Origin of the sequence: Marinobacter maritimus (genome assembly GCF_007671675.1) — a bacterium.
In the GTDB taxonomy this organism is placed as follows: Bacteria; Pseudomonadota; Gammaproteobacteria; order Pseudomonadales; family Oleiphilaceae; genus Marinobacter; species Marinobacter maritimus.
In genome coordinates this window covers 1,315,818-1,334,412 of sequence record NZ_VCGW01000001.1, presented here as the reverse complement: position 1 = coordinate 1,334,412, position 18,595 = coordinate 1,315,818, and the positions used below count along the sequence as shown (strand labels likewise).

The window sequence follows — 18,595 nt, the reverse complement described above, 5'->3', positions numbered from 1 at the left end:
ATTGATCAGGCGTATACGTTGAGAGTAATCAAACAATGAAGAAAGATCTGAAAGTCAGGCTGGGGCAGGTGGGTGATTACGAGATACGCCTGCTCAAAGTGTTCGAAGCCGTGGTAGAGAGTGGCGGATTTTCGGCAGCGGAAGGCGAGCTGAATATTGGTCGCTCGACAATCAGTACGCACATCGCCAACCTGGAAGACCGCCTGAATCTCAAGCTCTGCTTTCGCGGCCGAAGCGGTTTCTCTCTTACAGAAGAAGGGGCTGATGTTTATGAGTTGATGAAGACGCTGCTCTCGGCCCTTGAGGGTTTTCGCTCAGGTGTGAATGCCCTGCATGTGAGCCTCACCGGTGAACTGCGTGTTATTGCCAGCGATACCATCTGCATGGACCCGCAATCCGGACTTTCGGAAGCGATTGCACGATTTTCCAAAGCTGCGCCCGATGTCAATGTGCTGCTGGATGTTAAGTCGCTCAGCGACATCGAGCGAATGGTTCTGAATGATGAAGCGGATATTGGCCTTATTCCTCAGCATCGCCAGCTTTCGGGGCTTGATTATCGCTCACTGTACGTAGATGACTGCCACCTGTACTGCAGTCGCACACACCCGCTTTACAACGCAAAGTCATCGCCCCAATTGTTGGGCCAGGTCCTCACCAGCAAAGTTGTTCATGCAGGCATTCACACCAGCCCGGAGGTCGGCGCCCAGCTGACCGATATGAACAAGGCGGCGATCTCTTATTTCTACGAAGCGCGACTTGCGATGATCCTTTCTGGCGCCTACATCGGGTTCATGCCCGACGCCTACGTTCAGCGCTACGTCGAGGAAGGGGACTTGCGCGCTCTGGTCCCCGAAAGCAAACACTATTCATTAGAGATCTGCACCATTACCCGTACCTATGGCAGAACAAAGAGGGCGCGGGAACTTTTTCTTGAACATTGGGCAAATGGCACCTGAATATCGCTGCCGACACAGGCTATGCATACATATGAACAATATGTGCTATATTGTTCATAGTTGAACATAGAGGGGCGGGAGGTAAACCATGACGGCTGTCGTTGAACGTAAAAACATTGACGGTGATCGCGAAGCTGAGAAAGGGCGAGTTGCGCTGAAAGGCTTCTTCCGGGTAACCGAAGAGTGGGGGTGTAATGTTGAAGAACGGAGCAAGCTTCTGGGCGGCCCGTCCAGAACAACACTCTACAACTACGCAAAGCTGAGCCCAACCAAGCTCTCCAATGACACCATGGAGCGCATCAGTTATATCCTGGGTATCTACAAGGCTCTTCAGCTTCTTTATCCGACCCATGAGCGAGCCAACCGCAGAATCCGCTTGAAGTCATCTGAGGTGCCGTTTTGCGGTAAGTCAGCAATGGAGTTTATGACGCAAGGGCCGATGATGAATCTTATGCTGACCCGACAGTATTTTGATGCCAAACGGGGGTGGTGATGTTCTCCACCCCTCCACTGCACCTTCCTGAGTGGCAAACTTACCGAATTATACCCAGCCATTACCCGCCCATAGATCTGTTCGAGCGCATCTACGAGCCCGATGAATTTGAGCTGGCGTATGAGATTGAAGGCATGACCAACCCACGGCTGCTTGATGAAGCAGGCGATATCGAACTGGTAAGCCCCGGCGATCGCATTAGCGGCCCTGGCAGTACGCCCGTTATGGCGTCGTTTACGCACATTGGCTTTGGAAGCCGTTTCGCCAACAGGCATTTCGGGGTCTATTACGCCGCGAATACTCTTGAAGCGGCGATCCAGGAGACGGTATTTCACAAAGCACGTGAGATGGCGGCCGCGAATGAAGAGTCCATTGAGCTCACCATGAGAGCCTACATCGGTTGCGTGGCTCTGGAGATGCACGACATCCGGGGGCCGGAGTTTGCAGACCTGCACAATCCGGACGCTGATGATTACGGATTGAGCCAGCAGTTTGCGCGGCGCTGGCGCTCCAAAGGATCAAACGGGTTTCTATACAACAGTGTTCGACACCCAGGTAGTGAGTGCATTGCCGCGTTCAAACCGAAAGCTGTCACTATCCCTGTGCAAGGGCCGCATTTGAAATACTTCTGGGATGGCGACAAACGACGCATTACGCACTGGGCGGAAATAGGGGAGGCGCATTCCCTGAGCGGGCGCTGAGGATATTTTTGCACCGTGCTATGGTGGGTAATTACTTAATAATTGGTGGTCAATGATGTACGGTAATCGAGATATGATCGCGCGGCTTCGTGAGCGTATTCCGGCGTTCGAATGTGTGCCGGGTTGTCACGATTGCTGCGGCCCGGTGACGACTTCATCAGAAGAAATGTCTCGCTTGCCGGTGAAATCTGACGCCGAACATGAAGCCGCATTAGGCGACCTTAGTTGCGTACACCTTGGCCCGGATGGTTGCACGGTATATGAGGAGCGCCCGCTGATTTGCCGGTTGTTTGGCACAACACCACGCATGCCTTGCCCAAACGGTCGCCGCCCGGAAAACATGGTTGGTTCCGAAACCGAACGCCAGGTTCATCACTATATTGCTACCACACGGCAGGTGTTGGTGTGAGCTATTCTCCTGGGAGAAAAAGCATCAGAGAGAGATTCTGATCTGTACCTTCAAGCCGCCTTTTAACCCATTGGAAAAAGAGGTTTCACCTCCATACCGAGCGACTATATCGCGGACGATCGCCAGACCCAGTCCATGTCCGGGGGTTTGTTCATCCAGCCGTCTTCCTCTTTGGCCCAAGTGAATTTTTTCATCTTCTGCAACTCCCGAGCCGTCATCCGTTACGGTGATGTTTGCCACACCACCATTCTGCTCCAAAGAGAGTTCAGCGCATTCGGCGGACCATTTACCAGCATTATCGAGCAGGTTCCCCAGTATCTCGTTCAGGTCATGCTCCTCAATCGGCCAACGAGATTCTTCGCTGAGTGACGTTGATAGCTCGAATGATTTCTCCGGATAAAGCCGCCCCAGCATCCATAGAAGGTCACGAGCCTGCTTCACTGGGTAGGCACTTTTACCCAACTGTGGCCCGGCAAACTGGCTGCGTCGCATCTCCGCCTCCAGTTGCATGTCGATATCGCCAAGGCGCGATCCCATCTCATGCCGCAAGTCATTACCCAGCGGGCGACTGGTATCTTCCAGAACCTGCCTGACTGCAGCGATAGGCGTTTTGACACTGTGAGACAGGTTTGCAAGCGCTTCCCGGGAGCGCTCAAGCCGCTGATCCAGAGAATCCAATAGTTGATTGAGTTGTTGCACCAGCGGCCTGAATTCTTCTGGAGCCTTTACGTTTATCCGCGATATTTCGCCGCTTTGTAAACGTTTGAGAGTAGCCTGAAGCGAGACAACAGGGCGCATCGACAGGTTAATTCCAAACCAGATAACCCCCACCAATAAAAAGATCAGCAAAATTGATACGATTGCGGTCCAGAGATGCAGTTCCGCCTGGCTGTTCTGCAGCGCCCCCATGTCTTCTGAAACGATCACCGTAATAGGGGTGTCTTCTACAACAAATGATTTTCGATAGGCCAGAATGTCAGAAGGCGCGTTGGGTATTTCTGCACCGTGTATCCTGATGCTGTTCTGTTCATCTGATTGCAGCATGGGGCTCAGCAACGGATGCCAGGATTGCGGGGATATAACTGTTTGAGCTGGAGACTGGATAGCAAAAGCATGATGGAAAACTTCCTGAAAATAGTCCCCAGTCTGTAGCATGTCTATCTGGCCTTCGGCCTGGCGAATATGATGTTCCAGAAAAGCCACTTCATCTTTCAGGCGGCTCTCGACAAACTCACGGGACATCCTCTCAAGAAGCAACCCATGTACAAGCCATGCGATAGCCATCAGGCCAATACCCGCTGGTAACAGCAGGAGCAGAAGCGCACCTTTTACGGAAATAGGCTTTCTAAACAGCGTCATTAAACAGATATCCCTGGCCACGCCGCGTTGCGATGGTCTCCGGCCCAACCAGCTTTCTCAGACGCCGGATGTAGGCTTCGATGATATTTTCGTTGGGGCTTTCGTTAAGATTGTAGAGCTGCTCCATAAGCTGCTCCTTGGAAAAAATATGGCCAGGCCGGCCCATCAGACAGCGCAGTAACCGAAACTCCGTGCCCGTCAGGCTGTGTTCTGAACCATCGTCGACCTTCAGGCACTGCCGGTTTTCATCCAGCTCAAAACGCCCCGCTTTCACCGACGAGTGAACTCTGCCTTCACTTCTGCGCATGATGGCGTTCAATCTGGCAATCAGTTCTTCGGTTTGAAAGGGTTTGGCCAAGTAGTCGTCTGCACCGGCTTTGAGGCCGTTGACCTTATCTTGCCAGTCCCCCCGTGCAGTCAGGATCAGTACCGGGAAGATCGCTTTGCTTGAACGCCATTTTCTCAGTACATCCAGCCCATTTCCATCTGGCAACCCGAGATCCAGCACGCCGGCTTTGTAGTCTTCCTGTTCACCTAAAATAGCGGCTTCTTTAGCGGTGCGAGTGATATCCACGCTGAAACCGGCTTTCTCAAGTTGGCTGGCAAGCCCCTCAGCAAGCAGTCGGTCATCCTCTACCAGCAGTAATCTCATGTGTTGCTTCCTTTTTTAAGCCAAAACAGGCTGAGGCAGTGTCGCCGATCAACCTGAATTCAGCCTGAACTGAAAATAGTTTGGTATTTTCAGAAAGAGTTCAGGTTCGTGCGTGATGGTAGCAGGCGTTTTAGCACAATATTCACGTTGCGGGACAAACACAGGTTTTGAACGCAAGTTACGCCTTACCAAAGGAGTAGGTTTGATGAGTCTAGCAAAGTTCGCAGTTGCAGCAGTTGCCATGTCAGTTTCCTTAACAGCACTTGGCGCGGGCACCCACGGAGGTGGGCACGGTCACAGCGCCAAGAGCGGCGAACCGGGTAAAGCCTCGGACGCCAGTCGCAGTGTTACCGTGGAGATGTATGACAATTACTACGAGCCAGAAGCTATCGAGGTTAAACCAGGAGAAACAGTACGCTTTGTGGTTCAGAACAAAGGGCAATTGGTGCACGAATTCAACATTGGCACCCCCGATATGCACGAAGCTCATCAAAAAGAAATGATGATGATGGTTGAGCACGGCGTTATCCAGGGCGGCAAGCTTAATCACGACATGATGGAGATGGACATGGGGAATGGCCAGTCCATGAAGCACGACGATCCGAACAGCGTGCTGTTAGAGCCGGGTGAGAGCCAGGAAGTTGTCTGGACGTTTTCCGAGAAGGGCAATATCGAATTTGCCTGCAACGTTCCGGGGCACTATGAGGCCGGCATGTACGGCGAAGTGAATTTCAACTGATTCCTGTTTTAACAGATGAGAGTTTATCGCGCTCGCTCTTTGGCCGGCGCGTTGGGATCTTTGAATACAGCAAAGTAGTTCAGGAGCAGCTGACCATGAAGAAAACCCTTGTTGCAGGCGCTTTAGGCCTGCTTTTGCCAGCTATTGGTTTGGCGGGCGAATACAACCTGACCGTGGATCGGGTCGAAATCGATACCGGCGAATTCGTGAAAGAGGGCGTCGGTTACAACGGCAAATCGCCTGGCCCGACGTTGCGTTTCAAAGAAGGCGAAGAGGTGTCGATCAACGTTACTAATAACCTTGACGAGATGACATCTATTCATTGGCACGGTTTGATTCTTCCGTTCGAGCAGGATGGTGTTCCAGGCATCAGTTTTCCTGGCATCAAACCCGGGGAGACGTTCACCTACAAATTCCCCATTACTCAGTCGGGAACCTACTGGTTTCACAGCCATTCAGGTTTTCAGGAGCCGGAGGGAGCATTTGGTTCCATTATCATCGAGCCAGAAGGACGCGAGCCGTTTCGCTATGATCGCGAATACGTGGTTCAGCTGACTGATAAACACCCGCATTCCAGCGAGCGGGTCATGCGCAACCTCAAGGTGACGCCGGATTACTACAACCGTGAACAGCAAACCGTCGGGGAGTTCTTTTCGGGCGTTTCGGAAAATGGCTTTCTGAACACAGTGAAGGATCGGCTGGCCTGGGGCGATATGCGCATGATGAAAGCCGATGTTGAGGATCTGCAGGGTTTTACCGGCATGATTAACGGCAAAGGCCCGAAACAGAATTGGACCGGCATCTTTGAGCCCGGCGAGCGTATTCGGCTACGATTTATCAACTCATCAGCAATGACCTACTTCGATGTTCGGATTCCAGGACTGAACATGACCGTTGTGCAGGCCGATGGCAATAATGTGCAGCCCATAAACGTGGATGAGTTCCGTATTGGCGTAGCGGAAACCTACGATGTGATCGTTCGGCCCAAAGACGAGCAGGCCTATACGATTTTTGCAGAGTCTATGGGGCGCACTGGATATGCGAGAGCAACATTGGCCCCCGAAGAGGGGATGGACGCTCCTGTTCCAGGATTACGTGAGCCCGCACGATTGACCATGGCTGACATGGGCGGTATGCCCGGTATGGATCATGGTGATATGCCCGGTATGGATCACGGCGACATGGGCGGTGAAAATGCGATGGCCGACATGTCGGAAATGGACCATTCCCAGATGAGCGGCATGGATCATAGTTCGATGCAGATGCCCGAGGGCGGAGCAAGTGATCCCTTCTACGCCAAAGGTAGTGGGCTGGTCCCGAAAGCAGCCAACGGAGGCAAGTTCCTTTCCTATGCCGATCTGAAAGCGCAGAAACCGCTCTATGAAGAGCGTGAGCCAACACGCGAAATCGAGCTGCGGCTTACCGGTAACATGGAGCGCTACACCTGGAGCATCAATGGCGTTAAATACGAAGACGCTGACGCCATCCGCCTCAAATATGGTGAACGAGTCCGTTTCAAATTCGTGAATGAAACCATGATGACGCACCCCATGCACCTGCACGGTATGTGGTCGATTCTCGATGTCGGAGCGGGCCAATGGAATCCGGTTAAACACACCGTCAGTGTGCAGCCCGGTACCACGGTTTATATGGAAACTGAAGTCGATGCACCTGGGCAATGGGCCTTCCATTGCCACCTGACGTATCACATGGCCGCTGGCATGTTCCGCAAGGTGATTGTTGAAGGTGGGCCGGACTCCACTCAGGCCGCATCCAGTGAACAGTTTGGCAATGTTGGAGGTGGCGTATGAAACTCTGGACGCCTTTGATTGTAAGTACGGTTTTGGGGCTGGGAGTTATTCCGGCGCTAGCGACCGCTCAAGAGCGTATGCCGGACACCACTGAACGGAAGGAGCCGTTAAAGGTATGGGGAGCGCAATTTGAGGAATTCGAATACCGTTACAGTGACGATGATGAAGAAATAGGTGTTTGGGATGCCGACTTCTTCTACGGCACCGACAACTTGAAAGCTCGCTGGCTTTCAAGTGGAGAGTATTCCATTGAGGAGCAGGCCTACGAATCACTGGAGAATCAGTTGGTCGGGCAAATCCCGATATCCAGATTCTTCGACGCAAAAGCCGGGGTACGATTCGATACACCGGAAGGTCCTGATCGTACATACGCAGTCCTCGGCGTCGCAGGCTTGGCACCGCAGTGGTTTGAAATCGATTCGAATCTTTACGTGAGCAAGGATGGCGACACCTCCGCTGATCTCGATGCGGAGTATGAGTTGCTGCTCACCAATTACTGGATACTCACGGCGACTCTGGATGCAACGGTTGCGTTCAGTGAGGACCGTGAAATTGGAGTAGGGAAGGGCCTGGTATCGACAGAAACCGGGTTGCGGCTGAGCTACGATTTGATTGACCGCGCGTTCTCGCCGTACGTTGGTATTGTTCACGAACGTAAATATGGCGACACAGCGGACTTTGCCAGAGCCGATGGCGGCAGCACAGAGGATTGGTTTGCAGTCGTTGGAGCACGGCTCTCCTTCTGAAACGACAGGCAGGCCATGGGAATTTACCCTTGGCCTGTTTCTGCGTAATTTGATCCATAGCAAGTTTCAGTATACCTGGGGCGTTTGCGCCCCAATTTTCAGTTGCAGTTCAGCTTGGGATGTTGTGATAGCGGTTGAGCATACAGGTTGAGAGGTGCACGACCATGATTAAGGCCCATAAAGCAACAAACCAAGCGCAATTTCTACTTCGACGCAAACTGACTGTCGAAGGCCTTTCCGAGATTCAGTGGGAGGATGTTATCCAAGAGCTGAATCATCATCCGTGCGTGGATTTCGCCGAGGGTAAATCGAAAGGCCGACTTGTCGTCACGTTTGATGGCACACATTGGTCCACCGACGAACTGATTGGTTTCATAGCGGCGCACGGGGGGCATTTAAAGGGTGGTTGGTGGCAGAGTCGCAGGCTCGCGTGGTATCAGTTTACGGACGACAACGTTCGCGCCAACGCCAAGCATGAACCCTTTTGCTGTTCCAAAATCCCACCCATGAAGAAATGAAAGGAGGTTGAATGAGCAGGGAGCAAGACAGAACCACTCGCTATCAGGAAGGTAGCCTGACGCTACCAGGCACGGTCATGCTCGGAACCGGTGTCATGATCGGTGCCGGTATATTTGCGCTTACCGGGCAAATGGCCCAGATGGCGGGGGCACTCTTTCCGTTGGCCTTTCTGGCCGCTGCAATCGTTGTTTCCTTCAGTTCCTATTCCTATATCAAAATATCCAATGCCTATCCATCAGCAGGCGGCATTGGCATGTATCTCCACAAGGCCTACGGCGATCGTTTGGCAACAGCGTTTAATGCCTTGCTTATGTACTTCTCGATGGTGATTGCCCAAAGCTTTCTGGCCCGCACATTCGGGTCATACACCATGCAGTTGTTCGGCGGAGATGAAAGCGGACGCATGGTGTCTATATTGGGTGTATCGCTAATTTTGGCGGCATTCCTGATCAACCTGCTGGGTAATCGCTGGATTCAGGGCGTCGCTTCGTTTATCGGAATCTTAAAAATTGGTGGCATTCTTGTTTTCGGTCTGGTGGGCGTTTGGCTGGCGGACAGTCTTGCCGTCGATTTTTCCAGAAGTGGCGAGACGGGCGCCTTCGGTAACTTTTTGGGTGCAACAGCGCTGGGCATCTTGGCATTCAAGGGTTTTACCACCATTACCAACAGCGGCTCCGAGGTGAAAAACCCGCATCGCAATGTCGGTCGCGCGATTGTCATCTCCATTGCCGCTTGTGTTGTGCTCTACACACTGGTGGGCTTCGCAGTTGCCAGCAATCTGTCCCTCGCAGAAATCATTGAGACCCAGGACTATTCTCTGGCCGCAGCAGCACGCCCGGCGCTGGGTGATTACGGCCTGTGGTTCACCGTAGTGCTTGCGATGATGGCCACGGCTGGCGGCATTCTCGCCAGTATTTTTGCAGTCTCTCGCATGCTGGCCATGCTAACCGAGATGAAACTGGTGCCCCATAGCCACTTCGGGATGCCTGGCAGCATCCAGAAACACACTCTTGTATACACAGTGGTGCTGGGCCTGGTTCTGACCGCCTTTTTTGACCTCTCAAGAATCGCGGCGCTGGGCATTGTGTTCTACCTGATCATGGATATCTCCATTCATTGGGGTGTGCTGCGCTATCTGCATCAGGATGTGAAAGCCAATAGATGGGTTCCCGCGATTGCCATCGTACTGGACCTAATGGTTCTGGGCGGCTTTGTCTGGGTCAAACTGAACACCGACCCCTTTGTGATCGGTGTGGCAGTGGCCACGATGATTGTCATAGCGGTTGCCGAGCAGGTATTCCTGAAGTCATCCGCCAGAACGAAGGCGGTGAAAGGTGATGAGTCTCATGCACACGATCACTGATATTCAACACGTAAATTGGAGGATAATCCCATGATGGAAGGGGATATGTTTGGTAACACCATGTGGGCCGGGCATTGGTTATGGATGCTGGTTGTTGCCGTCATTGTGGTTATACCCGCGTGGCGAATTTGTCAGCGCACCGGCTATCCGGGCTGGATGGGAATTCTCATTCTTGTTCCGGTGGTGAATCTGGTGCTCCTATATTTTATTGCGTTTGCGGACTGGCCAGCGGATAAAACAGGGCTGGGGAATGAGTGAACAGGCTGTAAAAGACCCGGTTTGCGGGATGTCTGTAGACCCACACACCGCAGAGCGTCGCAGCCGGCATGCTGGAAAAACCTGGTATTTTTGTTCCACCCGATGTCAGACCAAGTTTGACGAGAGCCCGGATAAATATCTCGGGGAGGAGCAAGAGCCTGCGGAGCCGGTAGCCCCCGGAACCATGTATACCTGCCCGATGCACCCGGAGATCCGTCAGCAAGGGCCTGGCGATTGCCCGATTTGCGGCATGGGCCTGGAGCCGGAGCAAGTGAGCCTTGAGGATGGGCCGTCGGCAGAGCTTACCGATATGACGCGTCGGTTCTGGATCGGTCTGTTTCTCGCTCTCCCCGTATTTCTACTTGAAATGGGGGGCCATCTTACCGGCCTTGATCATATCGTATCGCCACAAGTCTCCAACTGGATTCAGTTAGTCTTGGCAACGCCCGTTGTTGCCTGGTGTGGTTGGCCATTTTTTGTTCGAGGCTGGAAATCGGTTCTCAGCCGCAATCTGAATATGTTCACGTTGATCTCCATTGGTACCGGCGTTGCGTTGATCTATAGCCTTGTCGCGACCCTGGTTCCGCAGGTTTTTCCCGATGCCTTTCGGCAGGCGGACGGTTCGGTAGCTGTCTATTTCGAGGCCGCCGCCGTCATTGTGGTGCTGGTGTTGCTTGGGCAGGTGTTGGAATTGCGTGCTCGAGAGAAAACCTCAGGCGCGATAAAAGCCCTGTTGGATCTGGCACCGGCCACAGCAAGAAAGCTGGACGATGAGGGGGGCGAATCTGACGTTTCTCTTGATCAGGTGAAGGTGGGGGACCGTTTGCGGGTGCGTCCGGGCGATAAAGTACCGCTGGATGGAGAGATTCTGGAAGGTCGCTCTAATATTGATGAGTCTATGGTAACTGGTGAGCCCTTGGCCGTGAGTAAGCAGACCGGTGACCAGGTGATCGGTGGCAGCATGAACCAGCAGGGTAGCTTCATCATGCGTGCTGACAAAGTCGGGCGCGACACCATGCTGTCTCAGATTGTGCAGATGGTAGCAAATGCCCAGCGCAGCCGCGCGCCGATTCAGGGGCTGGCAGACAAAGTGGCCGGCTGGTTTGTTCCGGTGGTCATCGTCATCGCTGTTATTGCCTTCATGGTCTGGTCCGCCGTCGGGCCAATGCCTCCAATGGCCTATGGCCTTATTGCAGCGGTGAGTGTGCTGATTATTGCCTGCCCATGTGCATTGGGTCTGGCGACGCCAATGTCGATCATGGTTGGCGTAGGCCGGGGTGCTCAGAATGGGGTGCTGATCCGTGATGCAGAAGCTCTTGAGCGTATGGAAAAGGTCGATACGGTGGTGGTCGATAAAACCGGCACACTGACCGAAGGCAAACCTCAGGTGACGAAGCTGGTTCCTGAAAATGGCTTCAGTGAGGAAGATCTGATGCGGTATGCCGGTGGTCTGGAGAAGGGCAGTGAGCACCCGCTGGCTCATGCGATTCTTGATAAAGCCAAAGCCATGGAACTTACCTTGCCGGATGCAGAAGATTTTGACTCGCCTAACGGTAAAGGTGTGACCGGCAAGATAGACGGGAAAACGGTTCTGCTTGGCAATCGATTATTGATGAAGGCAGAAAGCGTCGATACCTCCGCCTTTGAGGAAGATGCAGATCGACTTCGCATGGACGGCGCAACGGTGATATTCGCGGCGGTTGAGAATCAGATATGTGGTTTGATTGCCATTGCTGACCCAATCAAAGAAACCACTGAAGCGGCTATTCCCGCTTTGCAGAAGGATGGCATCCGTGTGGTCATGCTGACCGGGGACAACCGAACCTCTGCCGAAGCCGTTGCCCGCAAGCTCCACATTGATGAAGTGGAAGCGGAAGTGCTACCCGAGGACAAGGGTAAGATTGTCCAGAGGCTCAAGGACGAGGGCCGTATTGTGGTCATGGCCGGCGACGGCGTGAATGATGCTCCAGCGCTGGCTACGGCGGATGTAGGCGTAGCCATGGGTACAGGCACGGATGTGGCTATTGAAAGCGCAGGCATTACCCTTCTACGTGGTGATCTGATGGGCATTGTGGAAGCGCGCCATTTGTCGATTGCCACTATGCGCAACATTCGGCAAAACCTGTTTTTTGCCTTTGTCTATAACACGGCTGGCATTCCAATTGCCGCCGGCGTGCTTTACCCATTTGCAGGCATTCTCTTATCGCCGATTTTTGCAGCTGCGGCGATGTCACTGTCTTCGGTGAGCGTCATTGCCAATGCCCTGCGTTTGAGGATGGTTAAGCTGGATTAAAGTGGTTAAAACTCAACGAAACGGGAGGTTTCCATGTCTTACACAATTGATAGAGTTATTAAAAACGCAAATTTCGCAGAAGTGGATGAACGAACACGTCAGGCCCTGGCCGACCGGGGCTTTGGAGTTTTGACGGAAATAGACGTCAAGGCGACCATGAAAAAGAAACTGGACAAGGATATGTCTGCTTACCTGATTCTCGGCGCCTGCAATCCGAACATGGCCTGGGAAGCGATCGGCGTAGAACCTCGGGTAGGTGCCATGCTGCCGTGTAACGTCATTCTTCGCGAGACAACCGAGGGAGTTGAAGTCAGTGCGGTTGATCCCGTTTTATCCATGGCTTCAATTGGTAATGAGCAACTAAAGGACATTGCGGGCGAGGTAAGGGAAATGTTGACTGAGGTTGTCAACGCCATCTGACGGTTGAACCGCGCCGCCTAAGATAATTGACGTAGATCAAACGCGAAGTGAATTGGAACATGAATTCAGTTTCGATTCAGGTAGAGGCCGTTTACTGAAAGCGTCGCAAATCGACTTCTTTAAGGAGCTTCGTTATGAAGAGTTTTACCAGAGTAATCGCAATCTCTTTGATTATGGCCACACCGGTGGTCTGGGCGCAGGGTTCCGGTAACCAGCGAGGACCCGGTGGAATGATGATGTCCACGGAGCAGATGCAGGAAATGCAGCAGAACATGTCCCGTATGCAAGAGATGGCGCCCAAAATGCGCGGGAGTTCCGGACAAAACCGGCAAAAACTCATGCAGGAGCATATGGAACTCATGCAAGAGCAGATGCAGATGATGCGGGGCGGCATGATGGGCAATCAAGGAATGATGAATGGCCAAGGAATGATGGGCGGCAAGGAGATGCAGGGAAGTTCGAACCAAGGCAATCCAGCGATTAAACCAGAAGACCGTATTGAGTTTATGGAAAAGCGGATGAATCAGATGCAGCTGATGATGGAACAAATGTTGGAGCATCAGCAGGAGCTCCAAGATCGCGCAAAATAACTCTTTGACCATTCCTGAGGATACCGGTGGAGGGCTCCTCAGGTCTGGTATCTGAAGGCCCACCTATGGCGTCTCATACCATCGGCACAGGCTCATGGTGCCCCAAGAAGTCGAGGAAGAAAAACACGATGCTTAGGACAAAAGCCTCATTCGGCGTTCTTTTGGTTGCATTGCTCAGCGGCTGCAGCGACGGGACGGTGGATGGTCGCTGGTATACCCAAGCCCAGATCGAGCGTGGAACAACCGTATTCGACGACAACTGCGCAAGCTGCCATGGCACCAAGGCTCAGGGTTCCTTCAATTGGCGGAAGCGTCTGGAGGATGGCTCCTATCCGCCGCCACCACTCAACGGAACCGGGCACGCATGGCACCATCCATTCGAGATGTTGATGGGCACAATCGATCAAGGAGGGGCTCCCATGGGTGGCCAAATGCCAGCCTTCGGAGATGAGCTCTCCAAGGACGACCAAAAAGCCGCTATCGCTTACTTCCAGAGCAAATGGGACAAGCGGATTTATGATGCATGGTTCGAAAGGAGTGGGCTTTAGCATTCTTGCTAAAGCCACTTTCGCAGAAGTCGTCCAAATACATCGTAGATGCCGCGGATGAATCCACGACGCTTCCAGAGCATCCCGGTGATCTCAGCGGAATCTTGTAGATCATCCAAAAAGTTTTTCTTCAGCTGATTGATTAAGGGACCGTTCCTTGAAATCAGCGTTACTTCATAGTTGATAAAAAGGCTTCTGTAATCAAAGTTGGCGGTCCCGATACTTCCCCAGTCATCGTCAATAAGGAGAACTTTTGCATGCAACAAACGCGGTGCATATTCGAAGATGCGGACACCGTTTTCGATGAGCTCACCGTAAAAAGCCCGGGCGGCCCATTGTGCGGGTGCTGAGTCTGTTTTTTTGGTCGTCAAAATACAGACATCGACGCCCCTGCGCGCCGCGAGGATAAGTTGCTTGCGCAAGCCACGGTCAGGAACAAAATAGGGTGTAACGAGCAAAATACTCTTTGCCGCAGTGGCCAGCTGGTCTTTGATGGCACACCGGAGTTGGATACGGCACGTGCGCGAGGTGTTGGGAATAATCTGGCTGTCACCCTCATTCCGGGCGTGTGGGGCCCAGTCCGGATGACCGCACCAAAAAGCGTCAAACAGAGCCTCAGCCTCTGCAGCCAAGACCCCACCGAAACAAACGTGCGAATCACGCCACCGTGTTGGGCCGTAGAACCGTTGGGAACCTTCACGATGAATGTTGAAGCCGCCGAGATACGCTATCTGGCCATCGACTACCAGTAGTTTACGATGGTCACGACGGTTGTAACGCATCGGCTGTCGCCAGCTCCAGCGATGGAAACGCTGCAGGCGTACCCCGGCTGCCCTGAGCAGGCGCCGATTACGTCGAGGAAGGCTGCCTCTCGAGCCCAGGGCGTCAACGTGGACGCGCACATCAAGGCCACGCCGGGACTGATGCATCAGTTCATTGAGCAACACGGTTCCGACTTCGTCTGCAGCCAGAATATACGAGGCCAGAACGACGCGGTGGGTTGCCGCTCGAATTGAGTGGGCCATCGCGGCGTAAAGCTCGTCGCCTTCAGTGAAAAGTTTGAATTCAGTCGGACACTGTTCTCCGGCCTCCGTCGTCAAAAGTGAACCACGCTGTATAGATTCTGAATGCCTCTTCATATTCATGACCCTGGGGCTACGATTGTGTGCTCTTTGAAAACCCAGTGATTGACTGAAGAAAACCTGTTTGTAGTCAAAAAGCGATCCACAAGTCGGCCAGATTCAGTTGTGATTCAGGTTGTCGTAGTGAAATACAGACAGTTTACCAATTTCCATTATGCCTCTATTGGGGCTGGATCAATTAGTAGGAGTTGAGATGATGGACGATTATAAAAGGGCATTGCCGAGCAACGAGGTTCATGAGGTCATCGTGGATGTTCACCAGGACTTTTTGCATTTTCTTACACGTCGGCTTGGTTGTGAGGATGAGGCCGCCGACGTTCTGCACGACTTCTACGTCAAGGTGCTCACACGAATTGGCGACGTTCGCGAGCACGAAAAGCTTCGTGCCTGGATGCGCCGTGTGCTTGAGACGAGCTTGATCGACTATTACCGGGCCCAGGGTAAAAAACGTCAATCCGAGAAAGAACACCATTGCCTCGAATCGGCCAGTCTCGATAGCGACGTTAAAGACGATCTCGACTTCATTGTCTGTATGTGCCTATACAAACTCCTGCCGACTTTGAAGCCAGAGTACGCCGATATTTTGTGGCACGCGGAGCTGACTGGCGAATCCCGTGAAAGCATCGCGGCGGCATTCAATATCTCCGAGGGCAATTTGAGGGTGCGTTTGCACCGGGCGCGGGAGGCTCTGCGAAAGCGGTTGGAGGAGACGTGCCGGAGTTGCCCAATCCATGGCTATCTGGATTGTGCCTGCGACTCCGGCGCTGATAAATCCAATTACGGAGGAGCGGCCAGATAATCTCGCGTGAGCGGCACTGCGCCCGGACCATCGGCTCGACCGATCGTGTGCAGCAGGGCGACGCCATCATCTGTGAGACGGTCTCGCACAGGGTCGCGAAGAACTCCTTGTAGTGTGGTACCCCGACATGCTCAAACATGCCCACTGATAAGATCCGGTCAAAAGCGCCGTCGATGTCGCGGTAGTCTTGCAGAAGGAATTGGGCACGGGCGTCCAGACCTTCAGTTTGAGCACGTTATTCGGCGAAGTCGTTAGTCGTTAAAAGAATCCCTTTCTCAGACTGGTTATGAGTAGAGAGGGTAATTTGAATCTTTCGTTACACATCTAAAACCCCGCCAAGAATGTTCGACAAACCAAAACTGTAACGGCTTTTTGCTTTTTACGTCTATGTTCGATGTCTACCACCGGCATGTCGGATTGATCGTTGATAAAAATGATCATCATGCGGGAAAGGGGTTAAGAACTGGAGCGGCATTTGCCAACCCGACCAAGTTCAATGGCTCGGATTACGATAAGGCAGAAGCAGAGTGCCGGGCCGCCCGCATGCGGCTGACACCAAGGTATTGGATCTCAAGGCTGTTTGGCACTTTTCAGAAGTAGTTGTGACTCCATTTTGATTTACATCAAATTGCGCGCATCAGAGTCAACGTTTTAACTGTTCTGCCCCCGGTTTTCAGGTTGATTTCAGCTCCTGAGGGTTTACTGGTTTCGGGGAGCGCGATTCAAGCTCATAACGTGAAAGTCAAACACATATCAAAGGTAAGGAAGGTAAACCGGAATGGATATTAAAACGTTTGGAGAGCTGATTGGCTGGACACGTGATCTGCACGCACACCTGGCACGCTGCCTTTCCCACTGTTCGACACGGAATGAAGAAGAACGGGCCCGGGCGCTTCTGGACTATCTGGCAACCCACGAATCTGAAATCGAACGTATTGTGAATGAATTTGAACGCCAGGCGGATACCAACGCCCTGGAAACAAGGGTTTATGACTATCTGTCTCATCACCCCATTAAGACCCACCGAACGTGTGATGAGCCCTATGCAAAGCTTGATTTCAACGGCATCTGTCGGGAGGTATTCGACTTTCACGATCAGATCATTGATCTCTACCAAACACTGGTCGAGAAAGCCGAGATTCCTGAGGCCAAAGAGCTGCTGGAATCACTCTTGACGATGGAGCTAAACGAATCCAAGCGCCTGGCTCGTCAGGTTGGTCGGATGGACGATCTCTGATTATCCCGGTGCGCAGCAGCTGTGTCCGACCATTGTGAACGAGGGATTATGGAGTCTTCAAATCAGTTAATAGCCTATCTCATGGGTATCGATACCCATCAGGAGCCAGTCGTTTACATGCGCCAGGATTGCCAGGTGTGTCGATCCGAGGGCTTTGGCGCCAGCTCAAGGATTGGCGTTTCCTCGAGTCAGGAATCGATTATTGCGTCGTTGAACATCGTCTACGGTGACATTGTTCCCGAGGGCCATGTCGGTCTGTCCACTATCGCAATGGCAAGGCTGGGCGTGGCGCCTGGCGATGACTTGTTTGTCCATCATGCGCCTTACATAGACTCGTTGAGCCTGGTGAGGCGAAAAGTATTCGGGCACACCCTCGACAATGAAGAGCTTGCCAGTATTGTGGCTGATATTTCAGATCACAGGTACAGCGATGTTGAAATCGCCTGCTTTTTGAGTAGCTGCGCCGGCGGTCGGCTGAATACCAGAGAGATTATAGGCCTGACCCGGGCAATGGTGAATTGCGGCGAACGCCTGAGTTGGAAGGGGGTTGATCGTGTTTTCGACAAACATTGCATTGGGGGGCTGCCAGGTAACAGGACAACGCCATTGGTAGTTTCTATCGTTAGTGCGGCTGGTCTGGTTATGCCAAAAACTTCCTCTCGTGCGATCACCTCGCCGGCGGGCACAGCTGACACGATGGAAGCTCTGACCACCGTTGATCTTCCGCTGGCCGATATCCGGCGGGTGGTGAACAAGACTGGCGCCTGCCTGGCCTGGGGTGGGGCGATCAACCTCAGCCCGGCGGATGACTTGCTGATTCGAATCGAGCGGGCCCTGGATATTGATGGCGAGGGGCAGCTAGTTGCCTCAGTGTTGTCGAAGAAAATAGCGGCCGGCTCCACCCACGTCGTTATCGATATTCCGGTCGGCGACACTGCGAAGGTTCGTAGTCATGCAGAGGCAGAACGGCTGGTTTCCCTGTTCACTGAGGTCGGTGAAGCCTGCGGTCTGCAGGTTCGCTGTGTGGTTACCGATGGTAGCCGGCCCGTTGGGGCTGGCATCGGGCCAGTGGAGGAGGCCAGGGATGTAATGGGTGTCCTGAATGCTGACCCCATGGCCCCGGAGGATCTGAGAGCCAGAGCTGTGTTGTTGGCAGCCCATGTTTTCGATATGGCAGATAACGCAGGCTTGGAGGCAGGCAAGGCGTGGGCCGAAACGTTGCTTGAGAACGGTGAGGCGTTCGCTCAGTTCAAACGGATTGTGAAGGCCCAGGGAGGCCTCAAGAGTCTCGGTAGCGCCAGATTCAGGCATAAGGAGCTGGCGTCGTCGTCCGGGCGTGTTGTCTCCATTGACAATCGCCGACTGGCCCGGCTCGCCAAACTGGCGGGAGCGCCCGCTAACCCTACGGCCGGGTTGCGGCTACTTGCCAATGTGGGCGATACCGTCAAGGTTGGTGAACCGCTTTACGAACTGCTCAGCGATACCACTGGTGAGCAAGATTATGCACTGGCGTATCGCGCCAGCGAGCCTCACATTTTCACCATTGAAGCGGAGAGTTAA

The 18,595-nt window shown here is 53.1% G+C and carries 20 protein-coding genes and 1 pseudogene; 17 read left to right on the top strand and 4 right to left on the bottom strand.

Annotated features, from left to right (window positions below; genetic code table 11):
- Positions 1-35: 35 nt before the first annotated feature.
- The 4 genes from FFI90_RS06100 to FFI90_RS06085 all read left to right on the top strand — a co-directional run bounded on the left by FFI90_RS06100 (position 36) and on the right by FFI90_RS06085 (position 2,559).
- On the top strand, positions 36-956 hold the full coding sequence (locus FFI90_RS06100) for a LysR family transcriptional regulator (protein ID WP_144776982.1): 921 nt from the start codon (positions 36-38) through the stop codon (positions 954-956).
- Between the two features lie 88 nt (positions 957-1,044).
- Positions 1,045-1,449 (top strand): antitoxin Xre-like helix-turn-helix domain-containing protein, encoded by a 405-nt coding sequence (locus FFI90_RS06095; protein ID WP_144776981.1) that lies wholly within the window; start codon positions 1,045-1,047, stop codon positions 1,447-1,449.
- Positions 1,449-2,150: an RES family NAD+ phosphorylase gene (locus FFI90_RS06090; protein ID WP_144776980.1), complete on the top strand. Its 702-nt coding sequence runs from the start codon at positions 1,449-1,451 to the stop codon at positions 2,148-2,150. The genes FFI90_RS06095 and FFI90_RS06090 overlap by 1 nt, the downstream gene beginning before the upstream one ends.
- Before the next feature lie 55 nt (positions 2,151-2,205).
- Positions 2,206-2,559, top strand: a complete 354-nt coding sequence (locus FFI90_RS06085) for a YkgJ family cysteine cluster protein (RefSeq protein WP_144777247.1) — start codon at positions 2,206-2,208, stop codon at positions 2,557-2,559.
- Between the two features lie 24 nt (positions 2,560-2,583).
- On the opposite strand, the gene FFI90_RS06080 is transcribed toward FFI90_RS06085, so the two are convergent.
- Positions 2,584-3,918, bottom strand: a complete 1,335-nt coding sequence (locus tag FFI90_RS06080) for an ATP-binding protein (protein WP_144776979.1) — start codon at positions 3,916-3,918, stop codon at positions 2,584-2,586.
- Positions 3,905-4,570, bottom strand: coding sequence for a response regulator transcription factor (locus tag FFI90_RS06075; RefSeq protein WP_144776978.1), 666 nt, complete (start codon positions 4,568-4,570; stop codon positions 3,905-3,907). The genes FFI90_RS06080 and FFI90_RS06075 overlap by 14 nt, the downstream gene beginning before the upstream one ends.
- 205 nt (positions 4,571-4,775) lie before the next feature.
- On the opposite strand from FFI90_RS06075, the gene FFI90_RS06070 reads away from it, so the two are divergent.
- From FFI90_RS06070 to FFI90_RS06025, 10 genes are all read left to right on the top strand, one after another.
- A complete protein-coding gene (locus FFI90_RS06070; protein WP_144776977.1) occupies positions 4,776-5,309 on the top strand; it encodes a cupredoxin domain-containing protein in 534 nt (177 codons plus the stop codon).
- A 95-nt stretch (positions 5,310-5,404) separates the two neighbouring features.
- Positions 5,405-7,120, top strand: coding sequence for a copper resistance system multicopper oxidase (locus FFI90_RS06065; RefSeq protein WP_144776976.1), 1,716 nt, complete (start codon positions 5,405-5,407; stop codon positions 7,118-7,120).
- Positions 7,117-7,866, top strand: coding sequence for a copper resistance protein B (locus tag FFI90_RS06060; RefSeq protein WP_144776975.1), 750 nt, complete (start codon positions 7,117-7,119; stop codon positions 7,864-7,866). The genes FFI90_RS06065 and FFI90_RS06060 overlap by 4 nt, the downstream gene beginning before the upstream one ends.
- A 164-nt stretch (positions 7,867-8,030) precedes the next feature.
- Positions 8,031-8,384, top strand: a complete 354-nt coding sequence (locus FFI90_RS06055) for a hypothetical protein (protein WP_144776974.1) — start codon at positions 8,031-8,033, stop codon at positions 8,382-8,384.
- Positions 8,385-8,395: 11 nt separating this feature from the next.
- Positions 8,396-9,748, top strand: coding sequence for an APC family permease (locus FFI90_RS06050; RefSeq protein WP_144776973.1), 1,353 nt, complete (start codon positions 8,396-8,398; stop codon positions 9,746-9,748).
- Positions 9,749-9,778: 30 nt separating this feature from the next.
- Positions 9,779-10,006, top strand: a complete 228-nt coding sequence (locus FFI90_RS06045; RefSeq protein ID WP_144776972.1) for a hypothetical protein — start codon at positions 9,779-9,781, stop codon at positions 10,004-10,006.
- The gene (locus FFI90_RS06040) at positions 9,999-12,299 is read left to right on the top strand and encodes a heavy metal translocating P-type ATPase (RefSeq protein ID WP_144776971.1); all 2,301 of its coding nucleotides are present in this window, start codon (positions 9,999-10,001) and stop codon (positions 12,297-12,299) included. The genes FFI90_RS06045 and FFI90_RS06040 overlap by 8 nt, the downstream gene beginning before the upstream one ends.
- 33 nt (positions 12,300-12,332) lie before the next feature.
- A complete protein-coding gene (locus FFI90_RS06035) occupies positions 12,333-12,719 on the top strand; it encodes a DUF302 domain-containing protein (RefSeq protein ID WP_144776970.1) in 387 nt (128 codons plus the stop codon).
- 134 nt (positions 12,720-12,853) lie between these two features.
- A complete protein-coding gene (locus FFI90_RS06030) occupies positions 12,854-13,309 on the top strand; it encodes a hypothetical protein (RefSeq protein ID WP_144776969.1) in 456 nt (151 codons plus the stop codon).
- A 128-nt stretch (positions 13,310-13,437) separates the two neighbouring features.
- On the top strand, positions 13,438-13,857 hold the full coding sequence (locus FFI90_RS06025; RefSeq protein WP_144776968.1) for a c-type cytochrome: 420 nt from the start codon (positions 13,438-13,440) through the stop codon (positions 13,855-13,857).
- 8 nt (positions 13,858-13,865) lie between these two features.
- On the opposite strand, the gene FFI90_RS06020 is transcribed toward FFI90_RS06025, so the two are convergent.
- Complete coding sequence (locus FFI90_RS06020; protein WP_186317919.1) at positions 13,866-14,996, bottom strand: phospholipase D-like domain-containing protein; 1,131 nt, start codon at positions 14,994-14,996, stop codon at positions 13,866-13,868.
- 196 nt (positions 14,997-15,192) lie between these two features.
- Between FFI90_RS06020 and FFI90_RS06015 the strand changes: the two genes are divergently transcribed.
- Positions 15,193-15,798 (top strand): RNA polymerase sigma factor, encoded by a 606-nt coding sequence (locus FFI90_RS06015; protein WP_144776966.1) that lies wholly within the window; start codon positions 15,193-15,195, stop codon positions 15,796-15,798.
- A gap of 130 nt (positions 15,799-15,928) precedes the next feature.
- Here FFI90_RS06015 and FFI90_RS20490 read toward each other — a convergent pair.
- Positions 15,929-15,973 (bottom strand): annotated as a pseudogene (locus FFI90_RS20490) (hypothetical protein); the annotation flags it as partial.
- A 603-nt stretch (positions 15,974-16,576) separates the two neighbouring features.
- Here FFI90_RS20490 and FFI90_RS06005 point away from each other — a divergent pair.
- Together FFI90_RS06005 and FFI90_RS06000 are read left to right on the top strand one after the other, a co-directional pair.
- A complete protein-coding gene (locus FFI90_RS06005; protein WP_144776965.1) occupies positions 16,577-17,035 on the top strand; it encodes an ATPase in 459 nt (152 codons plus the stop codon).
- A gap of 48 nt (positions 17,036-17,083) precedes the next feature.
- A complete protein-coding gene (locus FFI90_RS06000) occupies positions 17,084-18,595 on the top strand; it encodes a thymidine phosphorylase family protein (RefSeq protein WP_144776964.1) in 1,512 nt (503 codons plus the stop codon).